At 66.3% G+C, this 20,087-nt stretch carries 15 protein-coding genes; 7 read left to right on the plus strand and 8 right to left on the minus strand.

Annotated features, from left to right (window positions below):
• Window positions 1-34: 34 nt before the first annotated feature.
• Together AC1D75_RS05395 and AC1D75_RS05400 are read left to right on the plus strand one after the other, a co-directional pair.
• Window positions 35-817, plus strand: coding sequence for an ABC transporter ATP-binding protein (locus AC1D75_RS05395; RefSeq protein WP_495515988.1), 783 nt, complete (start codon window positions 35-37; stop codon window positions 815-817).
• Complete coding sequence (locus AC1D75_RS05400) at window positions 817-3,354, plus strand: ABC transporter permease (RefSeq protein WP_495514261.1); 2,538 nt, start codon at window positions 817-819, stop codon at window positions 3,352-3,354. Before AC1D75_RS05395 ends, AC1D75_RS05400 begins: the two co-directional genes overlap by 1 nt.
• A gap of 97 nt (window positions 3,355-3,451) precedes the next feature.
• Here the strand turns inward: AC1D75_RS05400 and AC1D75_RS05405 are convergent, their stop codons facing one another.
• A complete protein-coding gene (locus AC1D75_RS05405; RefSeq protein WP_495514262.1) occupies window positions 3,452-4,222 on the minus strand; it encodes a class I SAM-dependent methyltransferase in 771 nt (256 codons plus the stop codon).
• Window positions 4,223-4,313: 91 nt separating this feature from the next.
• On the opposite strand from AC1D75_RS05405, the gene AC1D75_RS05410 reads away from it, so the two are divergent.
• Window positions 4,314-5,468 carry a glycosyltransferase family 4 protein gene (locus AC1D75_RS05410; protein WP_495515989.1) on the plus strand — a complete coding sequence of 385 codons (1,155 nt, stop codon included), beginning with the start codon at window positions 4,314-4,316 and terminating at the stop codon, window positions 5,466-5,468.
• Here AC1D75_RS05410 and AC1D75_RS05415 read toward each other — a convergent pair.
• The 3 genes from AC1D75_RS05415 to AC1D75_RS05425 are packed head-to-tail and all read right to left on the minus strand — an operon-like array spanning window position 5,458 to window position 9,080.
• Window positions 5,458-5,907, minus strand: coding sequence for a nuclear transport factor 2 family protein (locus AC1D75_RS05415; protein ID WP_495514263.1), 450 nt, complete (start codon window positions 5,905-5,907; stop codon window positions 5,458-5,460). The genes AC1D75_RS05410 and AC1D75_RS05415 overlap by 11 nt on opposite strands.
• Window positions 5,904-7,634, minus strand: a complete 1,731-nt coding sequence (locus AC1D75_RS05420; RefSeq protein WP_495514264.1) for an MmpA family trehalose lipid delivery protein — start codon at window positions 7,632-7,634, stop codon at window positions 5,904-5,906. The genes AC1D75_RS05415 and AC1D75_RS05420 overlap by 4 nt, the downstream gene beginning before the upstream one ends.
• 51 nt (window positions 7,635-7,685) lie before the next feature.
• Window positions 7,686-9,080 carry an aminotransferase-like domain-containing protein gene (locus AC1D75_RS05425; protein ID WP_495514265.1) on the minus strand — a complete coding sequence of 465 codons (1,395 nt, stop codon included), beginning with the start codon at window positions 9,078-9,080 and terminating at the stop codon, window positions 7,686-7,688.
• Between AC1D75_RS05425 and AC1D75_RS05430 the strand changes: the two genes are divergently transcribed.
• From AC1D75_RS05430 to AC1D75_RS05440, 3 genes are read left to right on the plus strand one after another with little or no spacing between them, the layout of a single operon-like run.
• A complete protein-coding gene (locus AC1D75_RS05430; RefSeq protein WP_495514266.1) occupies window positions 9,079-10,116 on the plus strand; it encodes a DMT family transporter in 1,038 nt (345 codons plus the stop codon). The two genes, AC1D75_RS05425 and AC1D75_RS05430, sit on opposite strands and share 2 nt — an antisense overlap.
• A 60-nt stretch (window positions 10,117-10,176) precedes the next feature.
• A complete protein-coding gene (locus AC1D75_RS05435) occupies window positions 10,177-11,367 on the plus strand; it encodes a polysaccharide biosynthesis protein (RefSeq protein WP_495514267.1) in 1,191 nt (396 codons plus the stop codon).
• Window positions 11,364-12,344 (plus strand): LLM class F420-dependent oxidoreductase, encoded by a 981-nt coding sequence (locus tag AC1D75_RS05440; RefSeq protein ID WP_495514268.1) that lies wholly within the window; start codon window positions 11,364-11,366, stop codon window positions 12,342-12,344. The genes AC1D75_RS05435 and AC1D75_RS05440 overlap by 4 nt, the downstream gene beginning before the upstream one ends.
• A 78-nt stretch (window positions 12,345-12,422) precedes the next feature.
• On the opposite strand, the gene pgfA is transcribed toward AC1D75_RS05440, so the two are convergent.
• On the minus strand, window positions 12,423-13,775 hold the full coding sequence (pgfA, locus tag AC1D75_RS05445; protein WP_495514269.1) for a cell envelope lipid trafficking protein PgfA: 1,353 nt from the start codon (window positions 13,773-13,775) through the stop codon (window positions 12,423-12,425).
• A 123-nt stretch (window positions 13,776-13,898) separates the two neighbouring features.
• Between pgfA and AC1D75_RS05450 the strand changes: the two genes are divergently transcribed.
• Window positions 13,899-15,149: an acyltransferase family protein gene (locus tag AC1D75_RS05450; protein ID WP_495514270.1), complete on the plus strand. Its 1,251-nt coding sequence runs from the start codon at window positions 13,899-13,901 to the stop codon at window positions 15,147-15,149.
• On the opposite strand, the gene AC1D75_RS05455 is transcribed toward AC1D75_RS05450, so the two are convergent.
• The 3 genes from AC1D75_RS05455 to AC1D75_RS05465 are packed head-to-tail and all read right to left on the minus strand — an operon-like array spanning window position 15,057 to window position 20,043.
• Window positions 15,057-19,241, minus strand: coding sequence for an alpha-(1->3)-arabinofuranosyltransferase domain-containing protein (locus AC1D75_RS05455; RefSeq protein ID WP_495514271.1), 4,185 nt, complete (start codon window positions 19,239-19,241; stop codon window positions 15,057-15,059). The genes AC1D75_RS05450 and AC1D75_RS05455 overlap by 93 nt on opposite strands.
• A gap of 29 nt (window positions 19,242-19,270) precedes the next feature.
• Complete coding sequence (locus AC1D75_RS05460; protein ID WP_482136125.1) at window positions 19,271-19,471, minus strand: DUF2613 domain-containing protein; 201 nt, start codon at window positions 19,469-19,471, stop codon at window positions 19,271-19,273.
• The gene (locus tag AC1D75_RS05465; RefSeq protein ID WP_495514272.1) at window positions 19,468-20,043 is read right to left on the minus strand and encodes a universal stress protein; all 576 of its coding nucleotides are present in this window, start codon (window positions 20,041-20,043) and stop codon (window positions 19,468-19,470) included. Before AC1D75_RS05465 ends, AC1D75_RS05460 begins: the two co-directional genes overlap by 4 nt.
• Window positions 20,044-20,087 lie beyond the last annotated feature (44 nt).

Below are 20,087 nucleotides of genomic sequence, written 5' to 3' on the forward strand. Positions count from 1 at the left end.
TGCACCACTGACCGACATCGAGAAAGGCCAGAACATGACTGCCCCACCGACTGCAGTTGCAGCCCGCGCGACCGATTTGAGGAAGGTGTACGGCAGCGGCGACACCCAGGTGGTCGCGCTCGCGGGCGTCTCCGTGGACTTCGTACGTGGTGAGTTCACCGCGATCATGGGCCCATCGGGTTCGGGCAAGTCGACGCTCATGCACTGCCTGGCCGGCCTCGACACCGCGAGCAGCGGCTCGGTGAGCATCGGCGACACCGATCTGTCCGGACTCTCGGACAAGCAGATGACGATGCTGCGTCGCGATCGGATCGGATTCGTGTTCCAGTCGTTCAACCTGGTGCCCACCCTGACCGCCAGGGAGAACATCACGCTGCCGATCGACATCGCCGGTCGCAAGCCCGACCAGGAGTGGTTCGACACCGTCATCGGTCGCCTCGGCATCGGCGATCGCCTCGACCACCGTCCCAGCGAACTGTCCGGTGGGCAACAGCAGCGCGTCGCCTGTGCGCGTGCACTGGTCGGCCGCCCGGAGATCATCTTCGGTGATGAGCCGACCGGTAACCTCGACTCCCGTTCGTCCGGCGAGGTGCTCAGCATCCTGAGGGCCTCGGTCAGTGAGTTCGGCCAGACCGTGGTGATCGTGACCCACGATCCGCGGGCGGCCTCCTACGCCGATCGCGTCATTTTTCTCGCCGACGGTCAGATCGTGCAGGAACTGCGGAACCCCGACGCCGACGAGATCTTCGAATACATGAAGAACCTCGACGAGACCCCGTCGACCGGAGGCTTCGCGCAAGCTCCCCGGGAGCTGTGATGGCCTCGAACACCATGCAAAAGGTGTCGTTGAGAAATCTTGCGGCACATAAGCTCCGACTCGTCCTGACAGTTTTGTCGGTGGTTCTCGGTACCGCCTTCGTGGCCGGGTCGATGGTCTTCACCGCGACGATCTCGTCGGCCTTCGACGGCATTTTCGACAAGGTCGCGCTCGGGGTGGACACCCAGGTCTCGCCCAATGATTCCAACTCCTCCGGCGTCCCGGATTCAGTGCTGACCCAGTTGCAGGACAACACGTCCGAACTCGGTATCGCCAAGATCCTGCCCACGTATTCGGGGCCGGCAACCATCGCCAAGAAAGACGGCAAGGCGTTGCAGACCGGAGGTGCGCCGAGTATCGGCAGCGCCTTCGTGCCGCCGGATCAGCGGTTGTCGGATGTCGAGAGCGACCTCATCGAGGGGCGCGCACCCGAGGCGCCGAACGAGGTGGCCCTCAACAAGTCGTCCGCCGAGGACGCCGACCTCGAGGTGGGTTCGACCACCAAGGTCGCGACCAGCCGGGGTAGCGATGCGCCGATGGAGGTCACGATCGTCGGAATCCTCGATGTTCCCGGCGCCACAAGTGGTTTCACGAATGTGCAGTTCCTCGAGTCGACGGCGCGGGATTTGTTCACGGATGGTTCGCACGTGCAGGCGATCGATCTGCAGGCGGTGCCAGGGGTCAGTGCTGACGAACTCAAGTCGCGGGTCGCCGGTCTCCTCGGCGACGACTACAAGCTGCGTACCGGCGACCAGGTACGGCAGGACGAGAAAGACAACGTCAACCAGTTCCTCGATGTCTTCAACTACATCCTGCTGGCGTTCGCTGCCATCGGTCTGATCGTGGGAACGTTCATCATCTACAACACCTTCTCGATGATCGTGGCGCAGCGGGTGCGAGAGTTGGCTCTGCTGCGGGCGATTGGCGCGAGCCGGAAACAGGTCACGCGGTCTGTGTTGCTCGAGGCGTTCGTCGTCGGTTTGATCGGCGCGCTGGTCGGGTTGGCCGCCGGCATCGGTATCGCGGCGTTGCTGCGGGCACTGACGGCATCCACCGGTCTGCCCAGCACGTCGCTGCAGGTCGGCCCGTCGTCGATCATCGCCTGCCTGGTGGTGGGTATCGGTGTGACGATGGTGAGTGCCTATGCGCCGGCCCGACGGGCCTCCAAGGTGTCGCCGGTCGAGGCGATGCGGGAGAGCGCGACCGACGGTCAGGCATCGCTGAAGGTGCGCACGATCATCGGAATAGTGTTGGGGATCATCGCGATCGTGCTGCTGGCCGTCGGCGCCTCCCGTGAGGGCGGCAATGCGGCCGCCACGGTCGGCCTCGGCGCCTTGGTGATGATCTTCGCGGTGGTCTTCGCGTCTCCGGCGCTGTCGCGGCCGGTGGTCGGGGTCCTCGGCGCGGTGCTCGCCCGGCCGTTCGGGAAGATCGGGCAGCTGGCCCGGACCAATGCGGTCCGCAACCCGAGGCGCACTGCGGCAACAGCTTTCGCGCTGACGCTGGGGCTGATGCTGGTTGCGGTGATCGGTACCCTCGGTTCGACTTTCAAGGGCACCATCGACGACGCGATCGACACCGGACTGACCGCAAACCTGATCGTCTCGGGTTCGCAGGGAAGTGGCTTCTCTCCCTTGGTGAGTGAGGCGATCCAAGATATCGATGGCGTCGAGTCCGTGGTGTCGTTCGGTGCGATCCAGGCGGAGGCCGACGGCGATTCGGTGTTCGGCTATTCGCCGATCGGTGACATGTACTCCGTGACGCCCTACAAGATGGTGGAGGGTCCGACCACGATCGAGCCGGACGGCATCATCTTCAGTGAGCGCGTGGCCAAGGAGAACGGCTTCGAGGTCGGTGACGTCATAGAGTTCAGCAACTATGACGGAACCGTTGTCCCGGTGACGGTCACCGGCATCTTCGAAGACAACCCACTGATCGATCCGTGGGCCATGGGTAGTGACGCCTATCAAAGGCTGGTCCCGGAAGCCTTGCGGCAGGACGTGTTCGCGGCGATCAAGACAGCGCCGGGCGCCGACGTCGACCAGATCAGCGATCGGATCGAGGACGTCACCGCCGATTACCTGACGGTGAAGGTCCAGACGCCGTCGGAGTTCAAGGGCGAGCAGTCGTCGCAGATCGATCAGATGCTGAGCGTGCTGTACGCGATGCTCGGCCTCGCGCTGGTGATCGCGGTGCTCGGCATCGTGAACACCCTGGCGTTGTCGGTGATCGAACGCAAACGGGAGATCGGTATGTTGCGGGCGATCGGTATGGCCCGCTCGCAGGTGCGCCGCACCATCTACGTCGAATCGCTGCTCATCGCGATCTTCGGTGCGGTACTCGGTGTGGTGCTCGGTGTCGCGTTCGGTTGGGCGCTGGTGCGGACCCTGCGGTACTGGGGCCTGGGAGATCCGGTTCTGCCGACGGGTCTGATCATCATCACCCTGATCGGGGCGGCCTTCGTTGGTGTGGCGGCCGCGTTGTGGCCGGCGTCGCGGGCGGCCAAGACCAAACCGCTGGAGGCGATCGCCGAATAGCCATCTCGGGCAGTGGGTCATCACTGATCCGCTGTGCCCAAGCCCCTGTGCCGTATCCCGGTGCGGGGGCTTGGTGCATTTTCCGGCGACAGTCCGGTCAGTTCTTCCGAAGCATCAGGACGAGATTGCTGCCCAACAACTCTCGTACCAGCGGTACCCGCATCACCCACCACATCCGGCCGGGCAGGTAGCGCGGGAACGCGGCGAGCAGGGTGGCCTGCTCGGCCGGAACCGACCGGGCCCAGCGCAGGCCGTCGGCCGCGGTGACCTTGAACAGCGACGTGCCGTAGAGGTTCTTCGGGGGATGCCCGTGTTTGCGGGTGTACCGGCGAGCTGCCCGCGCTCCGCCGAAATAGTGGGTCAGACCCATCTCGTGGCCGCCGAACGGGCCGTACCAGAGTGTGTAGCTCAGCAGCACCAGTCCGCCGGGTTTGGTGACCCGGAGCATCTCCTGCGCCATCGTCCACGGATCACGCACGTGTTCGGCCACGTTCGACGAGTAGCAGATGTCGACACTGTCGTCGAAGATCGGCAACGCCATGCCCGAGCCCCGGACACTGGCCCGCTGGGGGAGCCCGGCCGCGTGCATCTCCGTGGGGTCCGGTTCGACCGATACGTAATCGGCACCGCGTGATCGGAAGACCTCGGCAAAGTAACCGGGGCCGCCGCCGACATCGAGCACGGTCAGTCCATCGAGTCCGGCGTGGTTGACGTCCTGATGCAGAGCTTCGATGAGCTCGACGGAGTCGTCGGCGAGTGCACCGTAGAACCGGTCCGGATCGGGCTGTTCGTACCGGAAATGATTCAGCAGAGCAGCCGACCGCGGCAACGTTGCCCGCTTCTGCGCTCGGGAAGTGGCAGCGTTCACCGGCCAAAGGATACGGGTGGTGGGTTGCCGGGCGCGGCCGCTACCCTGTCTTGAAGTGAAAACCAACGACGACAGCACACCTGTTGCACCTCTGCGTGAGGTGCTGTTGCTGTGTTGGCGCGACAGCGACCATCCGCAGGGTGGGGGCAGTGAGCGCTACCTGGAACGGGTCGGCGCCGAACTGGCCGGTCGCGGCGTGAAGGTGACGCTGCGGACCGCGGGCTATCCGGGGGCTCCGGCCACCGAGTCGCGGGCCGGGATGACGGTGTCGCGGGGTGGTGGGCGCCTGAGTGTGTACCCGAGCGCGATGGCGGCGATCCTGGCCGCACGTATCGGCCGTGGCCCGCTGGCCGGGATCAACCCTGACGTGGTGATCGACACCCAGAACGGGATCCCGTTCTTCGCGCGCCTGGTGAGCCGGGCGCCGGTTGTGGTGCTGGTGCATCACTGCCACAAGCGGCAGTGGCCGGTGGCCGGTGCGTTGATGGGCAAGGTCGGCTGGTTCATCGAGTCGTGGTTGTCGCCGCGGGTCCATCGTGACGCGCAATATCTGACGGTCTCCCTGCCGTCGGCGGAAGATCTGGTGTCGATGGGTGTGGACGCCGACCGGGTGGCCGTGGTGCGTGCCGGAACCGATCCGTCGCCCGTTGCCGTGCCTGATGATCAGGTCGACACCGATGCGCGCCGCCTCTGTGTGTTGTCGCGGTTGGTGCCGCACAAGCAGATCGAACACGCCCTCGAGGTGATGGCCCGGATCTCGGTGACCCACCCCGACGTGATGCTGGATGTGATCGGCGACGGATGGTGGTCGGAAGAACTGCGGGCCAAGGCATCCGAACTCGGTATCGACGATCGGGTGGTGTTCCACGGACATGTCAGCGAGGAGCGCAAGCATCAACTCCTGGCCGGCGCCGCGGTGCACCTGATGCCCTCGCGCACCGAGGGCTGGGGTCTGGCGGTGATCGAGGCCGCCGGATACGGCGTCCCGACCATCGGCTACCGGTCGTCGCGTGGTCTGACGGACTCTGTCGTCGATGGCGTCACCGGGGTGCTGGTCGACGACATCGACGAACTCGGCACTGTGACAAAGCGATTACTCGACGAACCGGCGTGGTGCCACGATCTCGGCAACAAGGCGCGCGAGCGCGCAGGCGGATACTCGTGGGCGGCGGCCGCAGCCGGTGTCGATCAGGTACTCGCCGCGGCAGTGGCAGGCAAGCCGATCTCCGGACTCGTCAAAGATTGAGTGCCGCTCCAGGTTTGCAGTTGAAGCTCGGGATGTCTTCGAGTGAGAGTGTCGCCTCGTAGGTGCGCTTGTATCCGGTGGCGCAGATCTTCCAGCCCTGCGCGGTCCGACGGTACCGGTCGCTGTAGAAGGCCGCGCCGAACAGCATGAAGTTGAAGTCGGCCACGATGACCCGATCTTGTAGGTACCACTGACCGGTCGCCTCGTCGCCGTCCACCGTGATCTCCGGGTGATCGGCGCGATGTTCGGTGATCACCGCCGGCCCTACCGAGGATCGCATGAAGTCCACCAGGGTGGTGCGGTCACTGAACGACAGGCTCTCGCCGTATTCGCCGGTGACATCGTCGGTGAGGGTGCTTTCGAAGTCGTCCCACGCCTTGGTGTCCAGTGCCCGCAGGTAGCGGTACTTGACCTGCTTGATGGCTTCGATGTCGTTCACTGGCTGACCTTCTTCCGGCGGCTTGATCGGTGCGCCCATTGCAACACAATCACCACAAAGCCATTGGCGATCAGCACAATCCACAACAGGTGGGCACTCCAGACCAGTAGCCGGTCCACGGTCGAGGCGGAGAACGTCCGGGGATTGTCGATCCGGTAGAGCTGCAGGTCGGAACCGGAGAAGACCTCGGTCGCAGCGGCCAGTGTCCGCTGCGCCGCTGCGTCGGCGTCGAGTTGCCCCTCGACGAGCACCCATCCGACACCGAGTTCTGCGAGTTCCTCGGGTGGGGCACCCGCTCGCAACGCCGATTCCGCGTCGGTGGCCCGCGACTCGGTGCGGTCGACAACCGCGCCGCCGACGACCAGTTCGCCGGTCTGCAACACGTCGGCGCGTAGCAGCCGGGGCGCGGGGTCGAGCGAGACGTGGCCGGTGAAGTCGTAGAGCCGGTTCATGCCGGTCGGCAGCAGCAGTACGTCACCCTCGTCGGCTCCGATGAGGTCGGCGACCTGCTGCCAATCATCGGGATAGGTGCTCACGCTGAGCTTGTCGCCCACTCCCCACGCGAGGTCGGGCAGCGGTGCGATGATGAGCACTGCGACCACCACCGCCGCGAAAGCCCGTGGGACCCATCGGCCCAACGCCTGTACCGCTGCCGCTGCGGCCAACGCATAGAAGGGCACGGCCAGGGCAACCCACTTCTGGGTGTCGCGGAGCAATCCCGCGCCCGGAACGGTGTCGACCGCCCACTCCAAAACCGCAATACCCGGATCCGTCGCGGCCAGGCTGATCAACACGATCGACGTCACGGCGAGCCAGGCAGCGCCTGACACCACCGGATTACGCCGACGGCGATACAGCGTCGGTAGCCCTGCGGCGACGACGATCAACAGCAGTGCCGTGGCAACCGCGGCCCAGGCGGAGGTACGGCTGGCCGGAACCGCGTCCGCATTCCAGATACCGCCGAGCCCCAGCACCGAACCCGCCGTGCCCAAGCCGGGTTCGGCTCGGGCGGCGAACACCGATACCGATCCCGGATCGGCTGTGGCAGTGCCGGATCCCAGTAGCGACGCCATGATCCAGGGCAATGCCGAGCAGACCCACAGTGCCAGTGCCACCGCCCCGGTTCGCAGAGCACGCCGACCCGGGTCACCGATCGCGGTGGGGACCACCAACGCCGCCACGAGGGTGAACAGGGCGAGCATCGAGCCGGTGGGCGTCAGCCCCGCAACGGCCAGCCAGGCGACAAGCATCGACCAGCCGGTGAAATCTGCGCGACGACGAACCCGGTTGGCGCACACAAAGATCCAGCCCACCGCCGCGTAGCCGAATAATAAGCTCCAGTGTCCCTGCAGAAGGCGTTCTGCGACATAGGGATTCCAGACGGCAATCGTGGCGCCGACCAGCATGCCGGGCAGACCTGCCCCCGGCAGCGCAAGCCGCACCAGCCGGCCGTAGCCGACGCCGGCAAGTACCAGTGCCAGCGTGGTCAGCACCTTCACGACGATCCCGCCGTCGACCACGTGGGAGACCATCGCGATGAACCAGTCCTGCGGCACCGCCCGCGGGGCACCGACACCGAGACCCATCGCCGAATCGGTGAGATGGGAACGGGGCGTGCTCACCATGTCCGCGATCAACAGGTAGCCGGGTCGGAAGCTGGGTGCGGTGATCGCCAGCGAAAGCGTGGCGCTGGTCAGCCACAGCGTGATCCAGTGCCGGCGGGTCATGAACGGACCCTAACGGACCCATGAGCGGACACCGGATCGGGTGACACCAGATCAGGACGGGGGCAGCACCCGGGCCAATCGGGTCACCGCCTCGCCGATCATCGGAGCCGGTGTCTCGCCATAGGTGAGACGCAGATGGGAGTGATCGAACCCGGCCGGGAACCAGGGGGTTCCCTCGCCGACCAGGACACCCTCGGCGTACGCGGCGGCCGCGACGTCGCGATCGTCGATGCCTGCGGGCAGACGGACCCACAGGTGGATGCCGCCATGGGGGACGGCGGGAATGCCGACCTGCGGGATCAGCCGGGTCATGGCCGCGACCAGGGCGTCCCGGCGCTGCCCGAGAGTGCGGCGGACCAGCTGATTGTGCCGCGGCCAGGCCGGAGAATTCAGGAACTCGACGGCGGTCTCCTGGATCGGGCCCGAGACGTAGAAGTCGTCGAGGGTCTTCGCCGCCCGCAGCCGGGCCAGCGCCGGACCCCGGGCACACAGTGCGGCAACCCGTAAGCCCGGTCCCACCGGTTTGGACAGTGAACGGACATGCACCACATGGCCGCCCCGATCCGCGCTGATCAGCGGCGGCGGTGGCTCGTGGTCGATGCCCAGGTAGCGGGCGTAGTCGTCCTCCAGGACAAACAGCGAATGTTGTTGTGCCAGGGCCAGAACGTCCTCGCGCCGGGATCGGGACAGCGTGACACCACTGGGATTGGCAAAGGCGGGCTGCAGCACCACAAGTCGGCTGCCGGTGCGTTCGATGGCGTCGGCGAGAAGGTCGGTCCGTATCCCGTCGGCGTCGGTCGGCACCGGGATCACCTCGGCGCCGTGGCTGCGCGCGATGGCGATCGTGCCGGTGTACGTGGGGCTTTCGACGATGACGGGTTCACCGGGACGGACCAGTGCGCGGATGGCGACCGACAACGCGCTCTGCCCGCCCGCGGTCACGATCACCTCGGAGGCGTGCACGCCGTCGATCTCGGAGGCGAACCATCGGCGTAGGTCTTCGCTGCCCTCGATCGGATAACGGCCCCAGCTCGGGGTTCGTTTGATCGCCCGGGCCATCGCGGCGTCGAGCGCGGCACGGGGGAGCAGCTCGTCGTCGAGATATCCGCCTTTGAGACGGATGACGTCGGAGCCGGGGATGCGCCATAGGTCGAGCGTCCGCGTCAGTTCCGGTGGGATGCGGCTGCCGAGCACCGATTCCTGCCAGGAGGTGTCGGCGGGAGCGCGCGGTGGTGAGGCGGCGGCCACGAACGATCCGGCGCCGGGGCGCACGTCGACCAGACCTTCAACAGCCAGTTCGCGGAGCACCCGCTGCACCGAGTTGGGAGAGACTCGATGTTCCTGCTGCAGTGACCGCACCGAGGGCAACTGTGTGCCGGGGCCGCTACCGGCGATCAGCGTGCGCAGACTATCGCGAAGTACTGATACTCCGCTATCGTTGAACATGAGAACCAAGGATAACAGTCCGGCAGATATGGCGATATCGGATAACGCACGCCGACCTGGCGTTCTCCCGGCCGGAGTGCTGCTCGGCGGTCTGGGTGTTCTGGCCTTCAGTTTCTCGTTACCTGCCAACAAACTTGCGGTTGCCGGCATGGACGCGTTCACCGTGACCGCGCTGCGCGCGGCCCTCGCCGGACTACTGGCGTTGGCCTATCTGTTCTGTGTGCGGGCGTCCGTGCCGGGTCGCCGCGATCTGGCCGCGCTGGTCTGCTCGGGTCTGGGCGTGGTGGTCGGGTTCCCGCTCTTCTCCTCGCTGGCACTGGAACGTATGGATTCGGCCACCGGCGCGGTCATCATCGGCCTGCTGCCCGCGCTCACCGCGGTATTTGCCGCGCTCCTGGGTGGTGAACGTTTGCCGTGGCTGTTCTGGTCGGCCACCGGTGCCGGCGTGCTCGTCTTGATCACCTATCTTCTCGCGACCAGTCCATCTGGCCTGGCCGGATTCGCTCTGGGCTGGGGTCACCTGTGGATGTTCCTGGCCGCCGTCAGCGCCGGATTCGGGTATGCGGTCGGTGGGTCGGTGGCCAAGCGGATCGGTGGCGCGCAGAGCATCTCGTGGTCGCTCGTCCTGTTGTTGCCGTTGTCGATACCCGTCGCGCTCGTCGCGGTGATGAGCGCATCGATCTCGCTGACGACGTCCGTCGTCGCCGGGATGGTCTACATCACGGTGATCTCGCAGTTCCTCGGATTCTTCGCCTGGTACGGCGGTCTGGCCCGTGGCGGCATCGCCCGGATCGGGCAGATCCAGCAGATCCAGCCCCTCCTGACGATCGTGTGGTCGGCATTGCTGCTCGGCGAGCGACTCGACGCCTGGATCTACCTGGTCGCAGTCGTGTTGAGTCTGCTCGTCTGGATCGCCCAGCGGGCCCGGCTGCGGACCACGGCTCGACCGCAAATCCGCGCCACTTACCTGCGTTCGCGCCCGTTGCAACCGGCGCGTATGCAGGCAGGTGGCGCGAATTCCTCCGAAGACGCATGAGACCGGCCCTTCGTCGCGGGTCGAGGTGGTCCTGAGACACTGAACGCCATGGCGAATCGGATGGCTGGTGTCGGGGGTGTTGCGGTCGGCACGATGGTCGCCAACATCTGCGGATACCTCATCCACCTGCCTGCTGCCCGCTGGCTGACCGAGAGCGACTACGGCGAGTTCGCGGTCCTGCTCCAGGCGATGCTGATCCTCGGTGTCCCGGCGTTGGCACTGCAGGTGGTGATCGCCCGGGAAGTGGTGCGGGGCCGGGCAACTGCCGATCTGGTCTCGATCACGCTGCGGACCACCGCCGCGGTGCTGATCGCAGCTGTGATCGCGGTTCCGGTGATGATGGCGATCGCCGATACCGGACTCGCCGCCACCATCGCCGCGTTCGCCACCGCCCCGCTGCTGGTCCTGATCGCCGCCGGCCAGGGGATTCTGCAAGGGCGGCAACACTTCTCGATCTTGTCCTGGGTGCTGGCCGCGGTGGGCATCTTGCGGACCGTGCCGGGCATCGTGATCCTGGCGGCCGGTGGTGGCGCTGCCGGAGCGCTGACCGCCACCGCCGGTGGCGCCGCGCTCGCCGCCGCGGGGGTCTGGTTTGCGGTGACGCGGACCGACGCGGTCCCGGCATCACCTGGCGAGTCGGCCCAGGCGCTGGCACTGAGCATGGTGCTGCGGGCCTCCCAGGTACAGCTGGTCCTCATCGCACTGTCGTCCGCCGACCTGCTGCTGTCCCGGCCGGTGCTCGGGGAGCAGGATGCCGGTGTCTATGCCTTCGGAACCATCGCGACCAAAGCTGCATTCTGGCTACCGCAGGCGATCGGGGTGGTGCTGTTCCCGCAGTTCGCCGATTCCGCGAAGTCCCGCGACGCGTTGAAGACCGCGGTCATCTGGCTGGCCGGGATCGGGGCGGTGGTGGTGGCAGGCGCCGCCATCTGCGCGCCACTGGTCCCGGTCCTCGTCGGCGACGAGTACCGCCCGGTGGTCCCGATTCTGTGGGTGTTCGCGCTCACCGGGAGCGCCCTGTCGATTCTGCAGGTGGGCCTGCTCGCCGCCATCGCCGCCGACCGCACCCTGGTGGCCGCGTTGAGCTGGGTGGTCCTGGTGGCCGAGATCGTGATCATCGTGGTGTGGGCCCATAGCATCACCACGCTGGCGGTGACCGCCGCGACCTGCGCGGTGGCCGGGACCGCTCTCACCTTTGCTGCGCTCGTAACCCATCGGAGGATCGGCGCTAGTCGTACTGTTGATGCATGAGCATTCGACTCGGTTATCAAATCCCCAATTTCACCTACCCCGGTGGCGTCGACGAATTGTTCCCGACGGTCATCGCGCAGGCCCAGGAAGCCGAAAGTGCCGGTTTCGACACGGTTTTGGTGATGGACCATTTTTACCAATTGCCGGGTATCGGAGATCCGGACGAACCCATGCTCGAGGCGTACACCACCCTGGGTGCCCTGGCGACCGCAACGTCGAAGATCAATCTGTCGACCCTGGTCACCGGCAACACCTATCGCAATCCGGCGATGCTCGCCAAGACGATCACCACGCTCGACGTGATCAGCGGCGGCCGCGCGATCCTCGGAATCGGTGCCGGCTGGTACGAACTCGAGCACCACGAGATGGGTTACGAGTTCGGCACGTTCACCGAGCGGTTCGAGCGTCTGGAGGAGGCACTGCAGATCATCGAGCCGATGCTGCGCGGCGACAAGCCCGAACTCGACGGCAAGTGGTACCAGGCCCACGGCACCCGTAACCACCCACAACTACGTACCGACCTGCCGATCATGCTCGGTGGTGGTGGCGAGAAGAAGACGTTCGGGCTGGCGGCGCGCTATGCCCAGCATCTGAACATCATTGCGGCTGCAGATGAACTACCGCGCAAGCTGGAGGCGCTGGCCAAGCGCTGCGAAGAGGTCGGCCGTGATCGCAGCACGCTCAAGACGAGCTTTTTGGCGACGGTGATCCTCGACCCGGACGGCGACAAGGCCCGCGAGTCCCTCGTCGACATGATGAAAGCCCGCGGACTCGACGCCGAAGATGTCGGCGCCGAAAAGTGGGCCGAGGCCACGGACCGGTTCTTTGTCGGCTCACCCGAAGAAGTCGCCGTGCAGATCAAGACCCGGGTGCTCGAGGTCGGCATCGACGGCATCACCATCAACATGATTTCCAACGGACATGTCCCGGGGATGATCACCCTGGCGGGGAACGCGTTGTCCCCCTTGGTGAACTGAGCTTCCCGCAAAACCACACGGCCGCGTCATTTCCAACAGTTGCAACAGCTGGAGATGGCGCGGCCGTGTGGTTTTGTCTCAGGAGCGGCGGGGCGGGGACCAGTCGGTGAACCCGTCACCGTCGTCCCGCACGACCGGGATCTGCCGGGTCTGATCCGGATCGTAGGGCTGCTGTTCGTACTGCTGCTCCGGGTACGTCGATTGCGGGTATGTGGAATCGCCGGGGCCGGGCTGATAGGGCTGATCACCTGAATCGGTGGGTCCGTCAGTTGCCACGGCCGGCTTCGGGCCACCGCCGGAACGGAACAGGAGCCACACGCCCAGCGCGAGCAGGACAGCGCCGATGATGCCGAAGATGATCGGGATCCAGCGGCCCCACAGTGTGATCGGATCGCTCAAACTCTTTGCGTCCGAAGCCAATTCCTCTTGGGTGGCCTGGTCGTACGAGAACACGACGTCCAGCGCGGTAAGGCGGTAGTCGAGCATTTCCTTCGGCGAATCATCGCTCACGTTCAGCTTGAAGTCCTGCCGAATATGTTGCTGCTCATTGAGAATCGTGCCGCTGGCCGGGTCGACGTAGAGGTCGCGGGTGCTGGACTGCACCAGCGAGGCAGGCAACTTGTCATTGTTGCGGTAGTCGGGGAATCCGCCGTACCAACCCGCCGTCTGATCGAGGGACGTACCGGGCAGCTGCTGGTCATTGGCATCGACGAGCGTGCTCAGGTCGACTTCCGGAACCTCCTGGGTGAAGTGGTAGGTCTTCACGCCGTGGATCTCGGTCTTGTCGTCGACGTAGGTCAGCGGGTTGGTGGTCCGGGTCGTCAGATCGAAGTACTGATACTTGTCGCTCTTCTCGACACCGAACGGGAATCGGTACTGCAGGCCGGTGCGATCGGGGAGGCTGACGCTGTTGTCGCTGGCGTCGACCTTGACCTCGGATTGTCCGCCGCCGGAGATCGCCGGTTCGGCAGTCTCCCGGTTGGTGGTGACGAGGTCGCGCGTCGCGGTCAGCAACGAGGACATGCAACCGCCGGCACCACCGGCCGCGGACGGGGTGATCGTCTCGTCGCCGCTGGTGTACGAGTCGATCCTGGTCGACTGGCCGGCCTGGAACGTGGCGATGTTGCTGTCGGCCGGATCGACCACGATTACACGCTGCTGTTGCGTGAGACGGGCGTCCGAGACCTCCGCGCGGGCCTCGTCGACCGAACAGCTGTTGAAGATCTTGGCCGGTTGGGAGTCACTTCCGGACACCGTGGGCTGCGGCTGGCTCGTCGCGACGCTGGTGATGTCGAGGTCCATCGGGGTCTTCTTGAGCGTGTCGACAAAATAGAGCGGCAGCGCGATGGCGGCCACCAGCAACAATGCTCCGAAGAAGATCGCGACCGGACCGGCGAGGTCCTTGGCTGACATCCGTGGCTGAGGTGCCATCCGGCGGTTCTCCTTCAGATCTGAGCGGCAACGCTTACGGCACAGCGAGACTAACAGTCGCGGACCTGACCTTCAGTGCCTCGAAGCCGCGGTCGCCGGTGCGCCGGGTACTTTGGGCTCATCATGAGCTCTTCGCGGCCGGTCGCCGGTTTCAACAGAGCACTCGAAGGCATGCGTGCACTCGCCGCCGTCGGTGTCATCGTCACGCACGTCGCTTTCCAGACCGGCTCGGTGGACGGAAGCGTGTTGGGAGCGGTCTGGGGCCGGTTCGACATGGCGGTGGCCCTGTTCTTTGCGCTCTCGGGCTATCTCCTGTGGCGTCCGCATGCCGAGGCCGCCGGGGACCCGCACCGGAAGGTGGCCTCGACCTGGCGATATCTGCGGCACCGGGTGGTCCGGATCTGGCCCGCCTACGTGGTGGTCGTGGTGGTGGTCCTGTGCCTGCTGCCCGATGCGCGGCCGGCGAGTTTCACCGTCTGGATCGCCAACCTGACGCTGACCCAGGTCTACGTGCCGTTGACACTGACCGCAGGCCTCACCCAGATGTGGAGCCTGTCGGTGGAGGTCAGCTTCTATCTGGCATTGCCGTTGATCGCCTGGTTGATGGTGCGTCTGCGCGGGGGTTCGGCGCGATGGCGGATCCCGGTGCTCGTGAGTACCGGAGTGATCGCCCTGGGCTGGGCCTGGGTCGCCGATGCGCTGCCACTGGCTGCCGGGGTGGAGGCCAAGAACTGGCTGCCGGGGCACCTGCCGTGGTTCGTGTGCGGCCTGGTCCTGGCCGAATTGGGAACAACGAGTGCCGTCGGGCTCCGCGGGCGACTCGTACGCCTGGGTGGTCGGCAGTGGCTGATGGCCGGTGTGGCCGCGGTGGCCTTCGCGCTCTCGTGCACAGAACTCGCCGGACCTACCGGGTTGGCGCCGCTCGAGCCATGGCAGTTCGCGGTCAAGATGGTGTTGGGCGTCATCATCGGGTTCGCGTTGATCGCCCCCCTGACGTTGAATCCCGCCCGGAGCCACCGGTTCCTGGACTCGGCGCCGATGCAGGCGCTGGGCCGATGGTCGTACTCCATCTTCATCTGGCACCTGGTGGTGCTCGCCTGGGTCTTTCCCCTGGGCGGGATCGTCCCGTTCTCCGGGTCCATGTTCGTCGTGTTCACACTGACCGTGCTGTTGACCATCGGGGTGTCGGCGGCCAGTTACGCCTGGATCGAGGAGCCGACCCGGCAGTGGTTGCGCGACAGTGAGGCTCGGGCGGCACTGGCACAATCCCAGCGCAAGGCGCTACCGGCGCAGCCGGGACGTCAGGCGGATCAGCCATCGCGGCACGTCGATCGCGAGCCACGCGACCAATACGACCGCCAGCAGAGCCGGTAGCTGAACCCACCAGTCCCAGCCGGTGTAACCCAGCGACGACCGCCACGGGCCCGAAGCCAGACCAAAGGTCGCGAGCAACATCATGATCGCGACAAGGGCCGCACCGTTGTTCCGCCGTCGTGGACGGCGCACACGTAACGTCGACGCGGTCACCGCGGCGGCGACAACGGCCGAGATGCCCAGCCCGATCGGCCCGGTCAGCAGGTAGACGGCGCCGGCCAGCAGCAATGGAGCCGCGACGCCTGCCCGGATGGGCTGCGCCACAGCTGGGATGAGCGCAGGGGAAATCGGCGCGGGTCGGCGACGGATCGGCAGAAGCGTGGCGACGAAGAGCAGCGCGACAAGCGCCAGGCCGATCCCGATCGACCACCGATATGGCTGATCGAGCGGGAACGTCAGCGAGATGGCGCCTGCGTACCCGGCCGGGATGATCCAGCCCTGTTGCCAGCCGTTGACGGTCAGCGGCTTGAGCGTGATGTCGCCTGCCTGCGCCTCCCACCCGGAATTCTCGCTCTCGGGAACGATCAGGACCCGCTCTTCGGATGCGGCGGCCACCTCGACCCGACGATCGGTCGCGTCCCAGCGGGTGACGGTGGTGGGCTGCGGGACGGCGCGCGGGATCTGTGCGCCCGTTGCGGTCAGCGTCACCGCCGAGACCGAGAACGCGTCGCCGGGGTTGACCGCGAGCTCCTGTTCGCCGGCCGGGAGTGCCAACGCCGCAGAGCCGCAGAGTGTGGCCGGGATCGGCGCGCCGGACTGCAGCGCTGCCGCGGTGGTCTTCACCGAGAAGCGCGCGGCGGACCCGGCGATGGTCAGACCGGGGCCGTCGAAGCAATCGACCACGATCGGCCGGTCCGGGTCTGCCTGGGGTATGTCGGTGCCCAGGACCTCGACCTCTGCGATGCCGGTCGGGGCCAGGTCGGCGAATCCGAGGCTGTTCGCGTCGAGGATCTCCTGCTTCTCCAGGATCACGATGGTGATCGCGGAGGTCTCATGGGGATCGAGCCGGATGACGCCGTCGTCGCCGACCTCCCGAACCTGCCGCCCGTTGCCGAGGTCGACGCCGACCAGTAGCGGATCGGCGGGGAATTGCCGGGGTGGCACGGTGATCTTCAGGCCGTCGACGACCTGCGGTGTGGGCAATTGCAAACGAAGCGTGGGGTCGGCGTCGCCGCTCTCGCCGGTGCGGGCGATCCAGCTGGTACCCGGGTCGCCGTCGACGGCGGCAGAGGATCCACCGCGTGGATCGACGATGGACGATTCGCCGGTCGCGGTGATCTCGGTGGGGTCGGAGAGCAAGGCGGTCAATGCTTCTGACGGCCGGGCGGTGACCGTCACCGACGGTTCGACCGATACCGGGGACGGGACCGACAGCACCCGGCCGAAGGTGCCCGGCTCTTCGGTGGGCAGGCTCAGCGAATCCGAACAGACCGTCACATCGCCGTCGGGGACGCAGGCCGCGCGGCCGGGTAGTTCGGGTCCGAGATCCCATTGTGAGACCTGTTGTCCGGCAATTAACTCCGGGAGAACGATGCGGTGACGGATCGGGAGCACCCGATCGGCCGCGGCATCGCGCAACTCGACCTCGGAGATCACGAATTGATTTCCGGCAGTGTGGTTCTCGGTGTCGACGGCACGGATCTGAATCCATCGGGTCGGCCCGCTCGGCGGCACGACTCTGGTCACGGTTCCGGGTGAGACCCCGGAGGCGACGGTGCTGCCGGCTTCAGTGGTGATCAGTAGCGTGGAGACGCCCGGACCCAGGGCTGTGCCCAGCGTGATGTCGAGGGCGAGTCGCTCGCGGGGCTCGGTGAAGTCGAGTTGTAGCCACTGTCCAACCGCGGAGTCCAGGCCGCGGCTGACCCAGCTGGTGTTCGGATTCTGGTCGAAGGCGGCGGCGGGTGAGCTGCCAGGGGAGCTCTGCCCCAATTGTGTTGCATCGGAGGCCGATCCGGATGCGCTGACCGAAAGTTGATCGGGCTGGCCGTCGAGCAGCCATTCGCCTTGCACCAGGGGCTGACCGTCGACCGAATAGTCGGCAACGGCGTTCTGTGTCAGACGGGGATCGTCGGGGGTACGGATGCCGGAGCTGTGGTCGTCGACGCGGCCGAAGTCGACCTCCCGGTTGGTGGGGGTGTCGGTGACGACCATCGGAACCTCGGGCAGGCCTGCCTCCTGCGCATCGGACTGCAGGACAACCGGACCCAGAGGCGGCTCGTCGGCGATCGCCGCGTTGTTCTGAAGCTGGGCAAGGGATTCGGGGCCGCCGGAAACGCGCGGCATCGAGTCCGAGGGGACGGTTGCGGCCCGGGTACCCGGGAATGCGACGCTCGAGTCGACTTCGAAGATCTGGATCGCGGGCAGTTTCGGTCGCAGGCCGCTGTCGGACACGATGTCGTCGTCGATGGTGGCGGCGCCGACCTCCGGGCCGAAGGTCGCCACCGGGGTCATGCCGGGCGATCCGGCAATTGCGTGCTGCGCCAACACCGGACGGGCCGAACGGGAGGTGGACGGATCGAGGTCGGCCCGCACGACCACGTACGAGATCCCCTGCTGCGCCAGGGTTGCGGCCAGACCGGGCATCGGCCTGCCCGCGGCGATCGCCCGCTGCACCGAATCCAGCGCCCGGATTGCCCCCGGTGGGGTCAGGGGGATGGCGTCGCGGACGGCCCAGGGCTCGTCGGCGAGCACCTGCAGCGGCTCGTCGCGGGTCAACCCCCAGGTCTGGTTGGCAAATGGTGATCCCGGAACCACCAGGGCACGACGGTTTTCGTCCGCGCCGTTGTCGTCGAGCCAGTCGGCCGTGTCTTTCCAGTACGACGGGATGGCGCTGTAACTGCCCGGTGCGGCGAGCGATCGGGTCCAGACCATCGAACCGGCAGCGAGCAAGGCAACCAGAAGCACCACCGCGGCCGCGACCGGCTTCGACCGCTCGGGGTGCGCGAACGCCACCCGCATGCCACGCCATCCGACGGTCTGCGGGGTCGGGACCCGGGCCAGCAGGTGCGCGATACCCAAGGCCAGCGGGATCCTGATCAGCGGTTCCCACTTGTGGATGTTGCGTAGCGGAGCACCGGCGCCGTCCAGGAAGGTGCGGACCGATTCACCGATGGGCGATCCGAGTTGCCCCGGGTAGCCGAGGCAGATCAGCAGCAGTCCGATGAGCAGGATGACGGTCAGACGTCCGCGGGCAGGCATCGCCCGCATCGCAAGTCCGGTGAGTCCGGCGGCGGCCAGGACCCCCGTCGCGACGACTGCGGCGGGCTGCGAGACGAGACCGGCTCCGGCGACCCGTTCCGGTGAGACAAATGGGGTCCAGGCGCTGGTGCCGCGGAGGACCTCGGTCAGTGACACCCATTCGGTTGTCACACGTGATGATTCGATGAAATCCAGGAACGGGGGACTGACCCGCGACAGGATGAGAAGCGGTACGACCCACCAGAGGCAGGCCATCACGCTGCCGAGCAGCCACCACAGTCCGAAACGCCACCAGCGCGCGGCGTTTGTGCGCAACGGTGTGTGCAACAGCCACCAGATGATGGCCACCGACGCCGCCGCCAGGGTCGCCACTGCATTGACCGCGCCCATCAGGGCGAGGGCACAGGCGGATTCGAAGGCCAGGCGACGTGGCGTTTTCGTCGGAACCGCTTGATTGAGTGCCATCACCACCGGGACGAGGACCCACGGCGCCAACATCATCGGCAGTGTCTCGGAAGAGATCGAGCCGATGGTGGTCAGGACACGGGGGCTGGTCACGAAGACGAGGGCCGCAAAAATCCGGGACCACCGCGAGCCGACCCCGAGTGCGTCCGCGAGGCGCACGAACCCCACGAAACCGGCCCAGAGCAGCAGTGCCCACCACAGCCGTTGGGTGACCCAGGCCGGCAGCGACAGCAGATCGCCGAGAGCAAAAAATGCGCCGTGGGGAAAGAAGTATCCGTAGGCCTGGTTCTGTACCTGCCCGAGAGGTGCAATCGACGACCACAGATGCGCCGCCCGGCCGAGGAATCCGAGTGGATCTCCGGTCAGGTCGAGCTTGGTGTCAGCCGATATCAGGCCAGGGGACTGGAGGAACGACGCGAACAGCGCCACGAGAGCTGCATACAGCAGTCCTCGTTTGGTCAGTTTGTGACTCCGGCGTTGTCGCGGGTGCCGTAGTCGACAGTTCCCTCGACAAAGCCGTTTTCTGCGTTGAAGCTGTTCACATCAGTGGCCGGCGAATCTTCGGACGACAGCACGCCGCCAAGGAAGACAGCGGCAATGGCAAATACAACGCCCAGAACTCCGGCGACAGCGCCCGCAATCAGGCGGTTGTTCATCATGTGTGCGAAGTTACCATCCTGGCCTTGGACCTTCGCAGCGCCCGTGCATCTTCGTTCCGCCGATCGCATCCGGCCGGGACCACCAGTACCGGGCGATGGCAATGCTTGAGGACGTGCTCGGACACACTGCTGTGCAGTAGGGCCCGCAGTCCGGAGGCGCCGCTGGTGCCGGTGACAAGGATGTCGACCTCGAGTGTGTCGGCGGCGTCGACGAGTGCGGCCCAGACGGTCGAGTCGACCTCGGCGAGGCGGCCCTGCGCCTGCAGGCCGGCGGCGATGGCGCGCTGGACGCCCTGGGTGTTCCGGTCGCGGGCCTCGTCGTGGAGTGCGTCGTCGATGCCCTGATCGACCACGGAGTGCAACACGGGCTGCATTCCGCCCGAGAGTGCCGAGAGCCGTGCGCTCTGGTGTATGCCCGACTCCCAGGCGGTCACCACGAACGCCATGTGTGACTGCAGGAATCTGCCTGCGTAGTCGATCGCCCGATTTGAGTTCTCGCTGCCGTCGTAGGCGATCATGATCGTGTCTTGTCCGGTATGTCCCGGTTTCACGTTGGTTTGCTGCCCGGACATGGTTGCCTCCTGTGCAAGGTCCTCCGCTGTCGAGGATACCGCCT

The sequence above is a fragment of the Williamsia sp. Y712 genome (genome assembly GCF_059445525.1).

Bases quoted from the DNA above. Each gene is read 5' to 3' on its own strand.
- AC1D75_RS05420 (WP_495514264.1), bottom strand. From the start codon at position 7,634: ATGACCCGCCGGCACTGGATCACGCTGTGGCTGACCAGCGCCACGCTT.
- AC1D75_RS05400 (WP_495514261.1), top strand. From the start codon at position 817: ATGGCCTCGAACACCATGCAAAAGGTGTCGTTGAGAAATCTTGCGGCA.
- AC1D75_RS05450 (WP_495514270.1), top strand. From the start codon at position 13,899: ATGAGCTCTTCGCGGCCGGTCGCCGGTTTCAACAGAGCACTCGAAGGC.
- AC1D75_RS05430 (WP_495514266.1), top strand. From the start codon at position 9,079: ATGAGAACCAAGGATAACAGTCCGGCAGATATGGCGATATCGGATAAC.
- AC1D75_RS05465 (WP_495514272.1), bottom strand. From the start codon at position 20,043: ATGTCCGGGCAGCAAACCAACGTGAAACCGGGACATACCGGACAAGAC.
- AC1D75_RS05425 (WP_495514265.1), bottom strand. From the start codon at position 9,080: ATGTTCAACGATAGCGGAGTATCAGTACTTCGCGATAGTCTGCGCACG.
- AC1D75_RS05435 (WP_495514267.1), top strand. From the start codon at position 10,177: ATGGCTGGTGTCGGGGGTGTTGCGGTCGGCACGATGGTCGCCAACATC.
- AC1D75_RS05440 (WP_495514268.1), top strand. From the start codon at position 11,364: ATGAGCATTCGACTCGGTTATCAAATCCCCAATTTCACCTACCCCGGT.
- AC1D75_RS05395 (WP_495515988.1), top strand. From the start codon at position 35: ATGACTGCCCCACCGACTGCAGTTGCAGCCCGCGCGACCGATTTGAGG.
- AC1D75_RS05460 (WP_482136125.1), bottom strand. From the start codon at position 19,471: ATGATGAACAACCGCCTGATTGCGGGCGCTGTCGCCGGAGTTCTGGGC.
- pgfA (WP_495514269.1), bottom strand. From the start codon at position 13,775: ATGGCACCTCAGCCACGGATGTCAGCCAAGGACCTCGCCGGTCCGGTC.